This window comes from Herbaspirillum sp. SJZ107 (genome assembly GCF_006715485.1).
In the GTDB taxonomy this organism is placed as follows: domain Bacteria; phylum Pseudomonadota; class Gammaproteobacteria; order Burkholderiales; family Burkholderiaceae_D; genus Telluria.
Window position 1 is genome coordinate 1,340,072 of the sequence record NZ_VFNH01000002.1, and the last position, 14,813, is coordinate 1,354,884.

15 protein-coding genes and 1 pseudogene are annotated in these 14,813 nt (G+C 58.0%); 4 read left to right on the top strand and 12 right to left on the bottom strand.

What is annotated here, in order from left to right; genetic code table 11:
- Positions 1 to 50: 50 nt before the first annotated feature.
- The 9 genes from FBX97_RS15670 to FBX97_RS15710 all read right to left on the bottom strand — a co-directional run bounded on the left by FBX97_RS15670 (position 51) and on the right by FBX97_RS15710 (position 10,485).
- The gene (locus FBX97_RS15670) at positions 51 to 1,160 is read right to left on the bottom strand and encodes a DegT/DnrJ/EryC1/StrS aminotransferase family protein (protein ID WP_141833143.1); all 1,110 of its coding nucleotides are present in this window, start codon (positions 1,158 to 1,160) and stop codon (positions 51 to 53) included.
- A 108-nt stretch (positions 1,161 to 1,268) separates the two neighbouring features.
- Positions 1,269 to 2,291, bottom strand: coding sequence for a 4-hydroxy-2-oxovalerate aldolase (gene dmpG, locus FBX97_RS15675; RefSeq protein ID WP_141833145.1), 1,023 nt, complete (start codon positions 2,289 to 2,291; stop codon positions 1,269 to 1,271).
- A gap of 11 nt (positions 2,292 to 2,302) precedes the next feature.
- Positions 2,303 to 3,250 carry an acetaldehyde dehydrogenase (acetylating) gene (locus FBX97_RS15680; RefSeq protein ID WP_141833147.1) on the bottom strand — a complete coding sequence of 316 codons (948 nt, stop codon included), beginning with the start codon at positions 3,248 to 3,250 and terminating at the stop codon, positions 2,303 to 2,305.
- Positions 3,251 to 3,309: 59 nt separating this feature from the next.
- Positions 3,310 to 4,098: a 2-keto-4-pentenoate hydratase gene (gene mhpD, locus FBX97_RS15685; protein ID WP_255517482.1), complete on the bottom strand. Its 789-nt coding sequence runs from the start codon at positions 4,096 to 4,098 to the stop codon at positions 3,310 to 3,312.
- A gap of 17 nt (positions 4,099 to 4,115) precedes the next feature.
- On the bottom strand, positions 4,116 to 4,970 hold the full coding sequence (locus FBX97_RS15690; protein WP_141833151.1) for an alpha/beta fold hydrolase: 855 nt from the start codon (positions 4,968 to 4,970) through the stop codon (positions 4,116 to 4,118).
- 28 nt (positions 4,971 to 4,998) lie between these two features.
- Positions 4,999 to 5,946: a 3-carboxyethylcatechol 2,3-dioxygenase gene (locus FBX97_RS15695; protein ID WP_141833153.1), complete on the bottom strand. Its 948-nt coding sequence runs from the start codon at positions 5,944 to 5,946 to the stop codon at positions 4,999 to 5,001.
- 66 nt (positions 5,947 to 6,012) lie between these two features.
- Positions 6,013 to 7,785, bottom strand: a complete 1,773-nt coding sequence (locus FBX97_RS15700) for an FAD-dependent monooxygenase (protein ID WP_141833155.1) — start codon at positions 7,783 to 7,785, stop codon at positions 6,013 to 6,015.
- 858 nt (positions 7,786 to 8,643) lie between these two features.
- Entirely contained in the window at positions 8,644 to 8,850 is a 207-nt protein-coding gene (locus tag FBX97_RS15705) for an AlpA family transcriptional regulator (protein ID WP_141833157.1), read from the bottom strand.
- 102 nt (positions 8,851 to 8,952) lie between these two features.
- On the bottom strand, positions 8,953 to 10,485 hold the full coding sequence (locus tag FBX97_RS15710; RefSeq protein WP_141833159.1) for a site-specific integrase: 1,533 nt from the start codon (positions 10,483 to 10,485) through the stop codon (positions 8,953 to 8,955).
- A gap of 454 nt (positions 10,486 to 10,939) precedes the next feature.
- Between FBX97_RS15710 and FBX97_RS15720 the strand changes: the two are divergent.
- A pseudogene (locus tag FBX97_RS15720) lies at positions 10,940 to 12,085 on the top strand (acyltransferase family protein).
- 174 nt (positions 12,086 to 12,259) lie between these two features.
- The gene (locus FBX97_RS15725) at positions 12,260 to 12,736 is read left to right on the top strand and encodes a nuclear transport factor 2 family protein (RefSeq protein ID WP_141833166.1); all 477 of its coding nucleotides are present in this window, start codon (positions 12,260 to 12,262) and stop codon (positions 12,734 to 12,736) included.
- Here the strand turns inward: FBX97_RS15725 and FBX97_RS15730 are convergent.
- The gene (locus tag FBX97_RS15730) at positions 12,706 to 13,128 is read right to left on the bottom strand and encodes a DoxX family protein (protein ID WP_185748603.1); all 423 of its coding nucleotides are present in this window, start codon (positions 13,126 to 13,128) and stop codon (positions 12,706 to 12,708) included. The genes FBX97_RS15725 and FBX97_RS15730 overlap by 31 nt on opposite strands.
- A 98-nt stretch (positions 13,129 to 13,226) precedes the next feature.
- Here FBX97_RS15730 and FBX97_RS15735 point away from each other — a divergent pair, with 98 nt between their 5' ends.
- Positions 13,227 to 13,454, top strand: coding sequence for a hypothetical protein (locus FBX97_RS15735; RefSeq protein ID WP_141833168.1), 228 nt, complete (start codon positions 13,227 to 13,229; stop codon positions 13,452 to 13,454).
- A 9-nt stretch (positions 13,455 to 13,463) separates the two neighbouring features.
- Here the strand turns inward: FBX97_RS15735 and FBX97_RS15740 are convergent, their stop codons facing one another.
- Together FBX97_RS15740 and FBX97_RS15745 are read right to left on the bottom strand one after the other, a co-directional pair.
- A complete protein-coding gene (locus FBX97_RS15740) occupies positions 13,464 to 13,754 on the bottom strand; it encodes a hypothetical protein (RefSeq protein ID WP_141833171.1) in 291 nt (96 codons plus the stop codon).
- Between the two features lie 10 nt (positions 13,755 to 13,764).
- On the bottom strand, positions 13,765 to 14,475 hold the full coding sequence (locus tag FBX97_RS15745; RefSeq protein WP_141833173.1) for a S24 family peptidase: 711 nt from the start codon (positions 14,473 to 14,475) through the stop codon (positions 13,765 to 13,767).
- Positions 14,476 to 14,576: 101 nt separating this feature from the next.
- Between FBX97_RS15745 and FBX97_RS15750 the strand changes: the two genes are divergently transcribed.
- On the top strand, positions 14,577 to 14,786 hold the full coding sequence (locus FBX97_RS15750; protein WP_141833175.1) for a holin: 210 nt from the start codon (positions 14,577 to 14,579) through the stop codon (positions 14,784 to 14,786).
- Positions 14,787 to 14,813 lie beyond the last annotated feature (27 nt).

Below are 14,813 nucleotides of genomic sequence, written 5' to 3' on the forward strand. Positions count from 1 at the left end.
ACGCGGAGGATGGTCAGCCGTTCTCCGCCAGGTTAAACAGACGTTAGAAATTAGATCAGTGTGGCGATCTCTGCACAAACACGGTCGACATCACCGACGTCCATCCCGCAATGCAGGGGTAGGCTCACAGTGTGAGCACCGATCTGCTCAGCGTTTGGAAATTGACCGCTGTGGTAGCCTAGGAGCTTGCCTATAGTGGTTAGATGAGATGCCTCGTAGGAGAGGCCAGTAGCGATGCCACGCCCGAGCAGGGCAGCGCGGAACGCTTGGCGCGTCGTGCCCATGCGTTCGTAGGGAAGCAGTACGCAAAACATGTTCCAAGTCTGCCCTGCTAGACCCCGCGGCGGCAGGACTGCATCGTCGATTTTCGGAAACACCTCAAAATAACGATCCGCCAGCTTGCGTCGGTGAGCCAAGAATTCGGGAAGCCGCGCAAGCTGGGCCAGGCCAATCGCGGCCGATACGTCGGACATATTGTACTTGCCGCCGACGAGCGCGACGTCGCGGGTATCATCCCGGTTACGTTGGATGCCATGGAAGCGAAGGATTTCGACACGCCGTGCGGTTTTCTCATCCGGCACGACAATCGCTCCTCCTTCGATGGTCGTCATGTTCTTATTGGGGTGAAACGAGAAAGTCGCGATGTCGCCAAAGCTGCCAACCGGCCGGCCCTGCCATTCAGAGCCTTGTACTAGAGCCGCATCTTCGATGACCCGCAGTCCGTAGCGTCGCGCAAGCGAATAAAGTGCATCCATGTCACCCAGCGCACCTGGGAAATGGGTCGGCACGATCGCTCTGGTGCGTGTCGTGATCGATGCTTCCACCTGTGCCAGATCGATGGCGCGCGTGATCAGGTCGCAATCGACGAAGATCGGTCGCGCTCCGACTTTGACGATCATGTTCATGGTCGAAAAGAAGCTTTGCGTCGATGTGATGACCTCATCGCCCGGGCCGATGCCGCAGGCGAGCAGTGCCAGCTCCATCGCACCGGTCGCGGAGGTCAGGCTACGCGTCGGACGATCGCCGAACGACGCAGATAGCGCCTGCTCGAAGGCGAGAACGCGCGGGCCGCTAGCAATCCAGCCGGACCGCATCGTCTCCACCATTGCGGCAATCGCGTCCTCACCAATCATCGGCTGCGAAAAATTAAGTAGTGTCATGGCTTGTTATACCGACCTTCCAGAATCGATCCCTGTATGAAAAACACCTCCTCCGCTATATAAACGCGGGGAGGTGCCGGCTGGGTCCTTCCTTTCTGTCTATGCTTATCAGCGCTTGAGCAGATCCAGTGCGACGTCGACGATCATGTCTTCTTGACCGCCTACCATGCGCCGCTTACCCAGTTCGACCAAGATGTCGACAGCGCTCAGGTCATACTTGCGCGCCGCCACTTCGGCGTGGCGCAGGAAACTGGAATATACCCCTGCATAGCCGAGGGCCAGCGTCTCGCGGTCGACGCGCACAGGGCGATCTTGCAGCGGACGGACGATATCGTCGGCAGCATCCATTAGCTTGTAGAGATCGGTGCCGTGGTTCCAGCCGAGACGGCTGATCGCGGCGATGAAAACCTCCAGCGGCGCATTACCTGCACCCGCGCCCATGCCGGCCAGCGAGGCATCGACACGGTCGCAGCCTTCTTCCACGGCCACGATGCTGTTGGCAACGCCGAGGCTCAGGTTGTGGTGGGCATGCATGCCCGTCAGGGTTTCCGGCTTGAGCACATCCTTGAACGCGCGGAAGCGGTCACGGACATCCTGCATTGACAGTGCGCCGCCGCTGTCGACAACGTAGCAGCAGGTGGCACCGTAGCTTTCCATCAGCTTGGCCTGTTCGGCCAGCTTCTGGGGAGTAGTCATGTGCGACATCATCAGGAAGCCGACCGTGTCCATGCCGAGATTGCGCGCATATTCGATGTGCTGGCGCGATACGTCCGCCTCGGTGCAATGAGTAGCTACACGCACGATGCGTGCGCCCGCGTCATATGCAGCCTTGAGGTCGTGAATAGTACCGATGCCAGGCAAGAGCAAGGTGGCGATTTTGGCGTGCTTGACAACAGAGGCAGCAGCTTCGATCCACTCAAGGTCGGTATGAGCCCCGAACCCGTAGTTGAAGCTGGAGCCGTTCAAGCCGTCGCCGTGCGCGACTTCGATGCTGTCTACCTTGGCGTCGTCCAGTGCTTTGGCGATCTGCCTGGCGTGTTCAACGGAATACTGGTGACGGATGGCATGCGAGCCGTCGCGCAGGGTGACGTCGGAAATGTAGATCTTCTGGGATGTCGGATCGGTGATCATCGTTGTTCTCCTTACGCGGCCTGAGTGGCGGCGAGCATGCGCTCTGCCATGTTTTCGGCCGTACGCAATGCCGCGCTGGTCATAATGTCGAGGTTGCCGGCGTAAGCCGGCAGGTAATGTGCGGCGCCTTCGACTTCGAGGAACACCGAGGTCTTCAAGCCGGTGATTGCGTCGCCGACGCCCGGGATGCGCACTGGCGTGTCGACCCGGTCGAATTGCACCTTCTGCTTCAGGCGATACCCTGGTACGTAGCTCTGCACGCCCTTGACCATCTCTTCAATACTGGCGGCAATCTTGTCTTCGTCGGCAAGTTCGCTGAGTGTGTACACGGTATCGCGCATGATCAGCGGTGGCTCGGCAGGGTTGAGAACGATAATCGCCTTGCCCTTCACCGCACCGCCGACCACCTCGATCGCCTTTGACGTGGTCTCGGTGAACTCGTCAATGTTGGCGCGCGTGCCCGGTCCCGCCGACTTGCTCGAGATAGAGGCGATGATTTCGCCATAGTGAACCTTAGTCACCCTCGACACTGCAGCCACCATCGGAATGGTAGCCTGACCGCCGCACGTCACCATGTTAACGTTCAGAGCGTCCGGATTGGCGTCTCCGTTAGCGACAGGGATGCAATAGGGGCCGATGGCGGCTGGGGTCAGGTCAATCATCCTGATCCCCGGCTTTTTCTCGCGCAGGAAAGCATCGTTCTTGACGTGGGCGCCGGCCGATGTGGCGTCGAACACGACGTCAATATCGGCGAACACCGGTAGCCTGACGAGGCCTTCTACCGATTCGTGCGTGATTGCCACGCCCAGGCGCGCGGCACGCGCGAGGCCGTCGGAATTCGGGTCGATGCCGACCATGGCGCCCATCTCGATATTGCGGCCATGACGCAGGATCTTGATCATCAGGTCGGTACCGATATTGCCCGAGCCGATGATCGCTGCCTTGATTTTCTTACTCATGAAGTTACCCCAGGAATTGAGCGGAACTACAAATGACGGATGTCGTGTGCGCGGACGGTTTACTCGAAGACCGCAGTGACACTGCCAAGCCCTTCGATCTGGGCCGTATAAGTCTTGCCTGCCTCGACCGGAACCATTGGTCCAAGCGCGCCGGACAACACCAGTTGTCCCGCTTTCAAAGGTGCCCCGACACGCACCATCGTCCGCGCCAGCCACAACACCGCATTCAGCGGATGGCCAAGACAAGCCGCGCCGGTGCCACTGGAGACGACCTCGCCATCCCGAGTCATGGTCATTGCGCAGGCCCGAAGGTCCACCTCGTGGAGTTTTTTCGGCGCCGCGCCGATGACCCACGCCGACGACGACGCATTGTCGGCAACGGTGTCGACCAGCTTGATGTTCCAGCCATCAATGCGGCTGCCAACGATTTCGAGTGCAGGCAAGCAGTAATCGATGGCATTGATGACGTCGACGATCGTCGGATTCTGCAGGTCCAGGTCGCGGCCAAGCACGAACGCAACCTCCGCTTCAATCTTGGGCTGCTGCAGTCGCGTCATGGGTATAGGCATGCCTTCGGGGTAGCCCATGTCATCCAGCAGCACACCGTAGTCTGGCGAATCCACGCCAAGCTGTTTTTGTACGGCCGGGGAGGTCAGGCCGATTTTTGCACCAACTAGGCGCGCGCCAGCCGCGAGAGCAAATTCGGTATTGAGTTTCTGGATTGCGTACGCAGCGTCTACGTCGAGACCGGGAAAGGTATCGCGCAACGGAGCAATCCAGTAGCCGGTGGCTTGCGCATCACGCAGCAGCTTCGCCGCCTCAGCGATGGAGTTCGGGTCGAGGGTCACGTTTTGTCTCCTGATAATTAGTGCTTGAGGAAGTCCACTACCATGCGGTTGAAAGCGTCCGCATGTTCCCATTGGGCCCAGTGACCGCATTGGTTGAAGATATGCAGTTGCGAATTCGGAATGCCGGCGACCAGGCGCAATCCGGTATCGAAAGGAACGACGCGATCCTGGCGGCCCCAGACGATCAAGGTCGGGGCAGTAATGCTCGGCAAGCGCGGCCCGAAGTCCGGGAACTGGCGCGGGTTAGCGGCCAGCGACGCCAAGAAGTTTTCGAGGTGATCTTTGCGGCTCAGGATGTTAGCGAGGCGGGCTTGCAGCAGTTCCTCGGTGAGCACACTTGGATCGAACACGAACACGTCGTTGAACTTCTTCAGGTTTTCCAGGGTTGGTTCGCGATACAGGCCGTTGAGCAACTTGATGCCTTCCGTTGGCATCGGCGCGTACAGGCTCATGCCACCAGTGCCGCCGCCCATGAGCACGAGCTTTGCGACATTACCCGGATAGGTCAATGCGAAAGCGACTGCAGTGTGTCCACCCATCGAGTTGCCGAGAATGCTGATTTTCTCGATCCCGAGCTGGTCGATCACACCCTTGACGACGCGCGCGTTCAGGTCCGAACGGGAGCCGCTGTTGACGACCGAAGCGCTTTTGCCCCAGCCAGGGCAGTCGATGAGCAGAACACGGTAGCCAGCTTGCACCAGCGGTTCGATATTGCGGTTGAAGTTGGCCCAGCCGGTAGCGCCAGGGCCGGATCCGTGCAGCATCACTACGACCTCTGCGCCATCGCCGCAATCGTTGTAGTGAATGTGCAGGTCTGCGTCGGCTTCCTTGACGGTAACGAACTTGCTGGTTTCGGCTTCATTGATCAACATGGTGATTCCTTTATCTTTGTGTAGTAGGTCAGGCGCCGAGGGACTTGGCGCTGAGGGCGCCGAAACCGGCAATCCATTCTGGAATTTCGCGGTAGTAGCGATGGCTGCTGCGGTAGGGGCCGAACGCTGATAGTGCGGCGAACGCCGCCAGCCAGGCTTTGACCTCGTGGGTACTGCGGCCGGCGACTTGCGACACCAAGTCGTTGGACACACGGTCGAGCTGCTCATAAGTCTGTGTCTCGAGCATGTCAAGGAAACCGTTATCCCATGCAGGATTCAGCGGGTGCAGGCTGTTCCGGTCCTGTACGAAGGCTTTGCCCGCTGCGATCGTGCGATTAGTGCGAGCCGCCCGATCTTCCGGCGACAAGGTGTAGCCCGCGCCATCAAGCGATTTGCGTACTTGCTCCGGCGCGCTGGCATATTCAGGTACCGGCGGCTGGTGGGATAAGCCGCCCGATCCGATCAGCAAGACGCGTTTGCCGGTGCTAGCAGCCCATCGCCCGACTGCTTCGCCCAGCAGGCGCGCACGCTTGAACGTGGGCAGCGGCTTAGCTACCGAGTTGATAAATACCGGAATTACGGGATACTTATCCAGTGCGCCGATGAGGTGTTGCAACGGATAAGCCGTGCCATGGTCGACCTGCATGTCGTGCGAGATCGCGGCATCGATGCCATCGTTGACTACGGCCGCCGCGCAATCGGTCGCCAGGTCAAAGGGTACGTTCAGTGTGCCGGCGAGGCTGTCGAAGTCGCCAATGGCATGGGCGCCTGTACCGATACAAAAACTCGGCATGACGTTGTAGAAGAAGCCGTTGAAGTGGTCGGGCGAGAACAAGACGACGAGCTCGGGATCGAACGCGGCGATGCGATCGCGCGCGGCGCGCTGCAGCGAGAGCACTTCCTCGAGTACCGGTGCCGGTGGGTCGAAGTGACCCAGCAACGGTGTGTGCGAGAGACATTCCAGGTGGACGCTCATGTAATCTCCATAGTTATTATGGCGCTGCGCCGGATGCGGCTAGCATCCGGTGACGGCGCAGGTGATTCAGCTGTGCAGCTGCAGGTCGGCGAGGGCACGTTGCAGCAAGCTCAACGCAGTGTCGGCATTGTCGACGCTGCTTGCATGTCGCCACGCGACGAATCCGTCCGGACGTACCAGCAGAGCGCCGGCCTCGTCCATTTCACGCTGGCGTACCCAATCGCAATACACGTCTTGGTATGCCTGCTCGCCGATGACGACTGTGCGCATGAAGGGCAGGTTGATGCGCGCCGCAGCAGTTGCCCAAGCCTGCCCCGACAGGCCAGTTACGAGGGAGTATTTCCCTTTGCCGACAACGTCGAGCGTCGAGATACGGACGCCTCGCGCATCGATCAGCCAGGCATGCGGGATCTTCGCCCCTGGTCGCGTGGTCGCCTGGAGATACAGCTCGGCATCGCGCTTCCAGACTTCTTCGCCAGCCTCCGGGTCTGGAAGGACGGCGCCAGATTCATAGCGCTGGTTCATCTCCACACCTTGTGCGTTGAACTCGTGGTTCTTCACTTCCATTGCACTGAGCACTTCGGTCCGGGCCTTAGCGCCTTCCGGACTAGCTTCCTTGAAGCGCGCGATACCTGCGGCAACGGGATTGTCGGCGCCTTCGACGCGGAACACTTTCTTCAAAGCGGCATAATCGCGGCGCGACTGATTGGCACGCTTTACGACCTGCTTGCCGACCGGTGCCCGCTCGGCCGAATAGGAGTCAAGTAATGCCGGATCGGCCTGGCCCTTGAGTACGAAGGCCAGCTTCCATGCGAGGTTGTAGCCGTCCTGTACGCAAGTGTTGAGGCCAAGCCCGCTCGACGGTGGATGACGGTGGACCGCGTCGCCACCGCAGAACACGCGGCCTCGGGAATATTCCGTGGCATACGCCTCGTTCACGTACCAGACCGACTTATTGACGACCTCGATCTCAATGTCGGGCACCCCAATCAGCGCACGGATGCGCGGCAGCACAGCTTCGTCCGACTGATCTGGTTCGCCCTTCGTCATGTCGAAGCCCCAGCCAACGATCCACTGCGTCCACGGTTTAACTGCGCGCATCATGCCGACACCAAGCTCGCCGAAGCTAGCTTCCGGACTGACGATCCAGTGCATGACGCTAGGTCGGTGTTGCACGTAGCGAGTTAGGTCGGCATTGAACAGCGTGTACAGGGTTCCGGCACGGGCCATTTCTCCAGTGAAGGGAAGACCGATTTCCTTGGCGATTTGCGAGTTCGCGCCATCAGCGCCGACCAGGTATTTCGCTCGCAGCGTATATTCGCGACCGGAAAGACGGTCTTGCAGCCTTACTGTCACGCCGTCATTATCTTGGACGTGCGACAGGTACTCGGTATTCATCGACGAGGTAGCACCGCGCTCGGCGGCCGTCTTAAACAGGATCGGCTCAATCAGCGGTTGTGGTAGGTCCATCAACGTACAAGGGCTTCCAGTCACGTAATCGGTCCTGCGTGCTTCGCCAGCGCCCCAAGCAGGCAGCCTGACCAGTTCTTCACCAGCAATGCTGGTCAGGATTGGATTCTCTCCCATCCATTCCCATGGCGTGGCATAACGTTGGGCATCCTGTTCGATACCCAGGTCGCGGAATACTTCCACAGTGCGTTGGTTGGTGATGTGCGCACGGGGCGTATGGGCTAGCCAGTTCCAGCGTGACACCATATGCACTTTGACGCCATGGGTGGCCAAAGTCAGGGCAGTAGTAGCCCCCATGGGGCCGGATCCGACAATCAGCACATCGGTATCGAAGGCCTCTGAAGGGGAGGGGGATGCAGGGGATCGCATGATTAGCTGTCTCCAGTTATATTGCGACGCAGATAACAGCAATCAAATTTGCCGATCAATTGATGTGTCGCACAAAATTATGAGGAAAAACAAACGCTTCGAAGGACATCGTAATGCCCATCAGGTTAGTCAGATAATGTTATCTAATTATGTCTGTTATCCTTTTTTTGGATAACGCTTTAGATCGGGATTTCAAGCCCATCGGACTTGCGCGTGAGTAGACGGTGTCGTGCTGAGCTAGTGGTCTGGTAGAGTGATGTTGCTTGACGAAGGCGGCAGAGACAGATAGCGGTCGCTGGTAGCCTAGGTGATGCTCTCTGCAGGAGGGAGGAAGCCTGCTGGCTGTTCGAGAACCGTGCCTGGCGGGCGTTCCTCATGCCCATCAATGAGAAAGCGGGCACTGCAGAAGACATACGCTAATAATTCCGAAACGATGGCGTAGCCCAGCGCATCGATGAAAACTGAACTTTCTCATGATGAGGCACGTTGACTTGTCAGCACTTTTCGACAAGCCGCCTCTAGCCTTATGAACTGGAGCAACGTTCCTTGAGCACCGAAAGCACTACATGAAGACGTCCCACTTTACCGACAGTCTGTCTTTACCGTCCTGAAGCAGGCAGAATCCGGCAGCTCTGTAGCGGAGTCGCGCTACCAGCACGGCACCAGCGGTGCTAGGTTCGATGATGGCGCCAGGTAGGAAGGCGTGAACGCGTCGTTAAAGGCACGTATGAACGAGCTGGGAGAGGAAACGTCGACAACAATAAAGCGGTGATGGAAGCACGGCCGTCTGATCGTTGAGATCATAAGTTCACGACGTTCCGCTCTTCCACACAGAATTTTTGACGGCTCGGACTCAAGTCAATTTTGCCGTAATGCCGCACGTGCGTTTATCCATGCAAGCACTTCGCTATATACCCAGGCGGAAGACTTCGGAGAGAGCTTTACTTGTACTGGGAATACACCTTGCTTGATGCTTGCATAAATTGAACTGCGCGACAGGCCGCAAATATGCTGCACCTCGTCGATCCTGATCAAGCGCTCCATGATCTGCGAATTCGTATCCATAATGGCACTCCTTAGTTAGGATAGGATAAAACTTCGAGTTCCTATATATGACTATATAGATGGGATGGAGCGACTATTTGATAGTAAACAGGTATTTCCAGTTTAATCAGGTATCGATGGGTTAGATTCGTATGTGAAGACTTCTTTATTTATTTCGGTTTTGTCATCTATATTGACTGCGGCTATAATAGACTGTAATGTGCTGCCAAGGCGGCTCCATGCCTCGCGCTTTTCTTTTGCATAGTCGTGACGCAGATATACTCGTCGCACTTTGCTGCCAAAAATGATGTGATTCTGGCATCGGTCAATCGTTTCAAGCGAAGTGCCCAATGCCTGCATCATGGTTGCCCCCGTACGGCGCAGGTCATGTGGAGACCATGAGCCATTCCTGCCGTTGGCCAGAACCAAGCTGTTATCCCGGCGACGATGTGTCTTCGCAGCCTGCACCTTGTCCGCTTTTTCGCTTTTAAACATGGACTGCCTATCTCCGATTTGTTTGGCGATGGCTTTGATATCCATATGGCTTTCGTTAGACCTGGCCGGAAAGCACCATTCTGAGTATCCAGTAACTTCTTTCAATAGACGAAATTGCTCCAATGAAAATGGCGATAGGTAGACAAATAAGTGCGCCACGTTTCTTTTCACGTTTGCTTTCGGTATGTGCCATTCCGCGTCTTGAAAATTCACATGCTCCCAGCGCGCCATCGTCATCTCTCCTACACGGCAGAGGGTAGAAAGCATGATCCATATTGCGTATTGAGTCTTTTTTTCCAATGGCTGCGCAGCGAGCCGCTTATTAGGCGCCATTCGATATTCATTTTCACTCCGCTTCAACGCAGTCCAGAGTTCAGCAATTTCATTGGCTGACAAGATCCGATCGCTTTCATTGGTCAGATCATAATCGGGAGATACGATCTTTTCGATCTCGATAAGCTCCATCGGATCGCCGTCAACCAGCAAGCGTCGCCATGGTTGGCGTTTCCGCCCCCAAGAAAACATTTGCGTCAGGCTGTTCCGCGTCATCACCGCTGTCCTGTTTACGCCTCGGCCGACCTGTGCCCGAAGCACCGAGCGGATCTCGTGTTCAGTGAGTACCTTGATCGCGGTCGCGCCAATCCTAGGCAGTACATCCTTTTCGAACAATCGCCTCAGCGCGAGGTTGCCATCCTTGCGTCTCACGCCATCAACGATCCACGTATCGAAGAGATCGCGAACTGTGAGGCTATCTTGCCGTAGACTGGTTTCCAGCAGGTTCGCCGACCTTGCTTTCGCTTCCGCCTCGACCACGGCTGTCTTGTGTGCCTCTTCGATATGCGCTTTTGGATCGATTCCGCGCTTCCTCCAGTCCTTGATCTCCGCGGCAATGCGGCGCGCTACCTCCAGACTAAGACGTCCTTCGGCAGCCATTCCATATAGATTCGTGTCGAAGTCGGAGAGCGTACTGCCATGTTCTCCGAGCGTTAGGTAGACCGATTTGGTACCGGCTTTGTAGACGTACAGCCAGGTACGGGCTACGCTCCCGTCTTGCGCCCGTCGGAAACGTAAAGACAGCCCGTTACCGTCGGTAAGTATTTCGTCCCTCTTTGAGGGCTTGTAGCGATCGATCTTCGTTGCGGTGAGCTTGAGCGCGACCATGGGGCCTCCTCAGCATGTGGTAAGAAATCGGTAAGAAAAAGTCGTTGGATTGCAGTGTACGAGTGAACACTATGCTGGACGCATTGAGCTTGTAAGTCTTTGATTTAGATTGATTTCTGACTGGCAAGCTAGACCGTGGCACACGGTGTTGGACGCATTGGAAGGTGAATGGGGTGCAGGGGGTCGGAGGTTCGAATCCTCTCGCCCCGACCAATGAATTCAATGAGATGGGCCAGCTTTCGAGCTGGCCTTTTTCTTTTGGCGGCCCTTGTCGCTATCAAGCAGATGCCAAAAGCCGCTCAGGTAGCGGCATTGCTTGGCTCACCAGACCAACTCCGATACCGCTTCAGCCAGGCATATGAAAAAAGCAACAAAAATATGCAGCTTGATTGCTCCCTTGACTGGATAGTTGATGGAAAGTAAAGTTTATTTACTTTACTAATAAACATCTGTCATGTCCAACAAACCAGGCAATCAATTACTTCCGCTGACCGGGCTTCGATTCTTCGCTGCGGCAATGGTAGTGATCTATCACTTTTCCAACATCGCTAATCCCGTACTCAGGAACTTTATCGACCATGGCGGTTTTGGCGTAACCGTTTTCTTCGTGCTTTCGGGATTCATTCTGGCGTACAGCTATGCAAACAAGCCAGGAGAAATGCGGGGTAGCGCAAAGAATTTCTGGGCGGCGCGCGTAGCGCGTCTATACCCGACCTACTTGCTTGGCATGGCATTGATGGCGCCGATGGTATTGGCGCGGCAAGGGGATTCGGTATCGTTGCAGTTTTCAAGCGGCGTGCTCTCACTCATCCTGGGGCAGGCCTAGTTCCATTCGTTCGGGCTGGATTGGGGCATGTGGAATCCCCCGGGCTGGTCTCTGTCGGTAGAGGCATTCTTCTACCTTCTCTTCCCGGTTGTCTGCGTTGTGTTATCGAGGCTGTCGAAAGGATGGCTGATGCTCGCCGGCGCCGCATTCTGCGGCCTGGCTGTATTCGGCGTTTTCATGCAATCGGTATTCCCTCTGAAGGCAGGCGACTACTGGGGGTTTGTGCCGTTGACGCGGCTCCCCGAGTTTCTCGTTGGCGTAACCGCAGGGTTAATCTGGAAGGGGCGCAAGACCTCGTCTTTTGACCGCGTCGCGCCATTCTTGGCGATCGCGTCGGTGCTGGCGCTGGCCGCGATAATGTGTCTGCGGATCAATACCAGGTGGTATTGCAGTGGTGCGTTCGCTCCCCTGGTTGCTTTGTTCATTTGTGCGCTGGCGTGTGGGCAAGGCGCTGTCGCGAGGCTTCTGTCTTGGCGGCCACTTGTGTTTTTGGGTGGCGCGAGCTACTCCCTTTACATTCTTCACTGGCCAATGTGGCGCTTGGTATATGCGTTCCTTGGAAAGAGTGTTCTTGCAATCCAGCAGCCGCACTTTTTTTTCGCCGCCTATTTCATCTTCACGACGTGCTTGTCGTGCGTCTGCTTCAAGTACTTCGAAGAACCGCTGAATCAAGTCTTGCGCCGGAAACTCATGAAGGCCTCGAAGCCCGCAAGTCAGGCAAGCGACGTCCTGGCGCAGCATGACGAGTTGATCACGGCGGCGCCACAGAATTAATTAGCGCGAACGCGCTACCATCATTCGCGGCAGATGTCCGCATTCTCGTGCGCGACCAATGCATGCAATGCGATGGGCCAGCTATCGAGCTGGCCTTTTTCATTTCTGCCCGTGCTTGTCCCGCGCCGGTCCCGCCTGCGTTATCCTGTCCAGGACAACGACAAGGAGACCGCCATGCCCGTATTGGAACCCCGTCCGCCGCTGCCGCCGTTCACCCGCGAAACCGCCATCCAGAAAGTCCGCCTCGCCGAAGACGGCTGGAACGGCCGCAACCCCGAAAAAGTCGCGCTCGCCTATACGCCGGACAGCCGCTGGCGCAACCGCGTCGAATTCGTGAATGGCCGCGACGAGATCGTGCAATTCCTCGACCGCAAATGGAAGAAGGAACTGGACTACCGCCTGATCAAGGAATTGTGGGCGTTCGAGGGCAACCGCATCGCCGTGCGCTATGCCTATGAATGGCATGACGATTCGGGCAACTGGTTCCGCACCTTTGGCAACGAGAACTGGGAGTTCGACGGGAACGGCCTGATGCAGCGCCGCTTCGCCTGCCTCAACGACATGCCGATCCAGGAAGCCGAGCGCAAGTTCCGCTGGCCGCTGGGGCGGCGGCCGGACGATCATCCGGGCCTGTCCGATCTCGGCCTGTAAGTGCTCCACCAGATCAGCCACAGCAGCGCCGCCTGGATCGGCAGCCGCAGCCACAAGGCCCAGAGCGGCACCGGGAACAGGTCGGGCCGCTGCAGCATGTAGATGTGGGCCGGCGTCACGGCCAGGGTCAGCAGGAACAGGCCGATGCCGGCTGCGCGGCGGGTGGCGCCGACCAGCAGCCCGGCGGCGCCGAGCAGCTCGAAGACGCCGCTGACCAGCACCGCCGCCACCGGCCATGGCATCCATGGCGGTACGATGCGGGCTTCGGTGTCGGTGGCGACGAAATGCATGATGCCGCCGATGAAGAACCAGAGGAAGACGAAGGCGAGGCCGGCGCGCTGGGGCTTGCCGAGCCGGCGTGGTATCGATATGTGCGGCAATTCGTCTTGCATCCGTGGCGTTCTTTCCATGTCCTGTCGTGGCCACCAGTATGCCGCAGATGCATGAAATGCTAGGATAGCGCTTCAGAAGAATTCTTATCAAGAAAACAATGACTGTATTCGCCATGCCCGTATTCGATGCCACCGTGATTTACGAAGGCAAGGAACTGTTCAAGGGCCGCGGTGCCGCGAGCGTCTGGGCCGAAAAACTTGCCAGGGAACTCGAGAGCGCGGTGACCGTCGAGAAGATCGGTACCGGCTGGGCCTTGTGCGGGCAAGTGGACGGTATCGATTGCCGCTGGGGCATCCATGGCCAGCGGCTCAAGCGGCTGGACTGAACGCGGACGCTAGAACGGAAGGACCGCGTCCGGCAGCTGCGGCGGCAGGTCGAGGTCGATCTCGACCGTCTCCAGCGCGCCGAGGTCGGCGTCGCCCACCAGCGCCTGCGCCTGGAAGGTGGCATGGGTACGCACGCCGTGCTTGCGGACCGCCGCCAGCATGACCGGCAGCGCCGGGAAATAAGGCTGCAGCCGCGCCAGCAGCGCATCGCCCATGCCGGGCGTGACCCAGGCCGGCGGCGGAAAGGCGACCGCCACGCGCACGCCTTTCAGTTCGGTCACTGCGGTCCTGATCTTCATGGTGCGCGCTTCATATGCGGTCGCTTTCCTTGCGCACCACGCGGCCGATCACCAGGCAGGCATTGCCCTGGCACAGCTTGCGGTGGTACTTGCGCTGGTCCGGATTGTCCGAGGTCAGCCACCACTGGCCGGCGTCGCGCGCCAGGCGCTTGACCACCGCTTCGCCTTCGTAGTTGAAGGCATACACGGCGCCGTCGACCGGCTTCTTGTCCAGCGTGTTGATGATCACGATGTCGTCTTCGTACAGCGACGGCTCCATGCTTTCGCCCTTGACCAGGATCGCGATCAGGTGCTCCGCGCTCAGGTTGTGGCGCTCGATCCAGTTGCGGCGCATGCCGAGGGTGCCGCCGTCGCGGCCCTCGGGTTCGGTCTGGAAGCCGGTGATGCCGGCCGACAGGCGCAGCTTGACCATCGCGATCTGGACGAATTCGCGGTCCTCGTTGTCGACGGCGCGCACCGCCAGCGCATTCCTCGGCCGTTCGTCCGGCGCAGCATGCGGTTCGCCCAGGCCGGTCATCAGCCAGATGTGGGAGAAGCCGAGTGCGCGTTCGATGTTCAGCGCATAGCGGATGTCCATCGATTTGATTTTTCCCGTCAACCATTGATTGACGACGCTCTTGGACGCGCCCGAGGCTTTGACCAGTCCGGTCTGGCCGCGCTCGCCCTCGAGGGAGGGAATGGCGCGATACATATGTTCCAAGCGGTCGGATAGTGTATTCATGTTAAGTGTTCTAAACTCGATTGGGTTTAGTGTTCTTGACGTTGATCAGTTTAGAGTTCTATACTCTACGTCAAATACTAAACCTTTGGAAGGGGGAGGCCATGAATAAACCAGGCATGCCGGAAGTGGCAAGCTATCTCGCAGGCATGGCGTCGATCGGCGCCTCGCTCACGCTGACCGACGTCGGCGCCGTGGTCGGCATTGCCATCGCCGTGGCGGGCTTTCTCGCCAACACCTTTTTCACCTACCGCCGCGACCGCCGCGAGCAGCGCGAAAGCGATGCCCGGGTGGCGCGCATGAAGAAGCGATAATGACCACGGGAACTTGTAGCTCGTCAA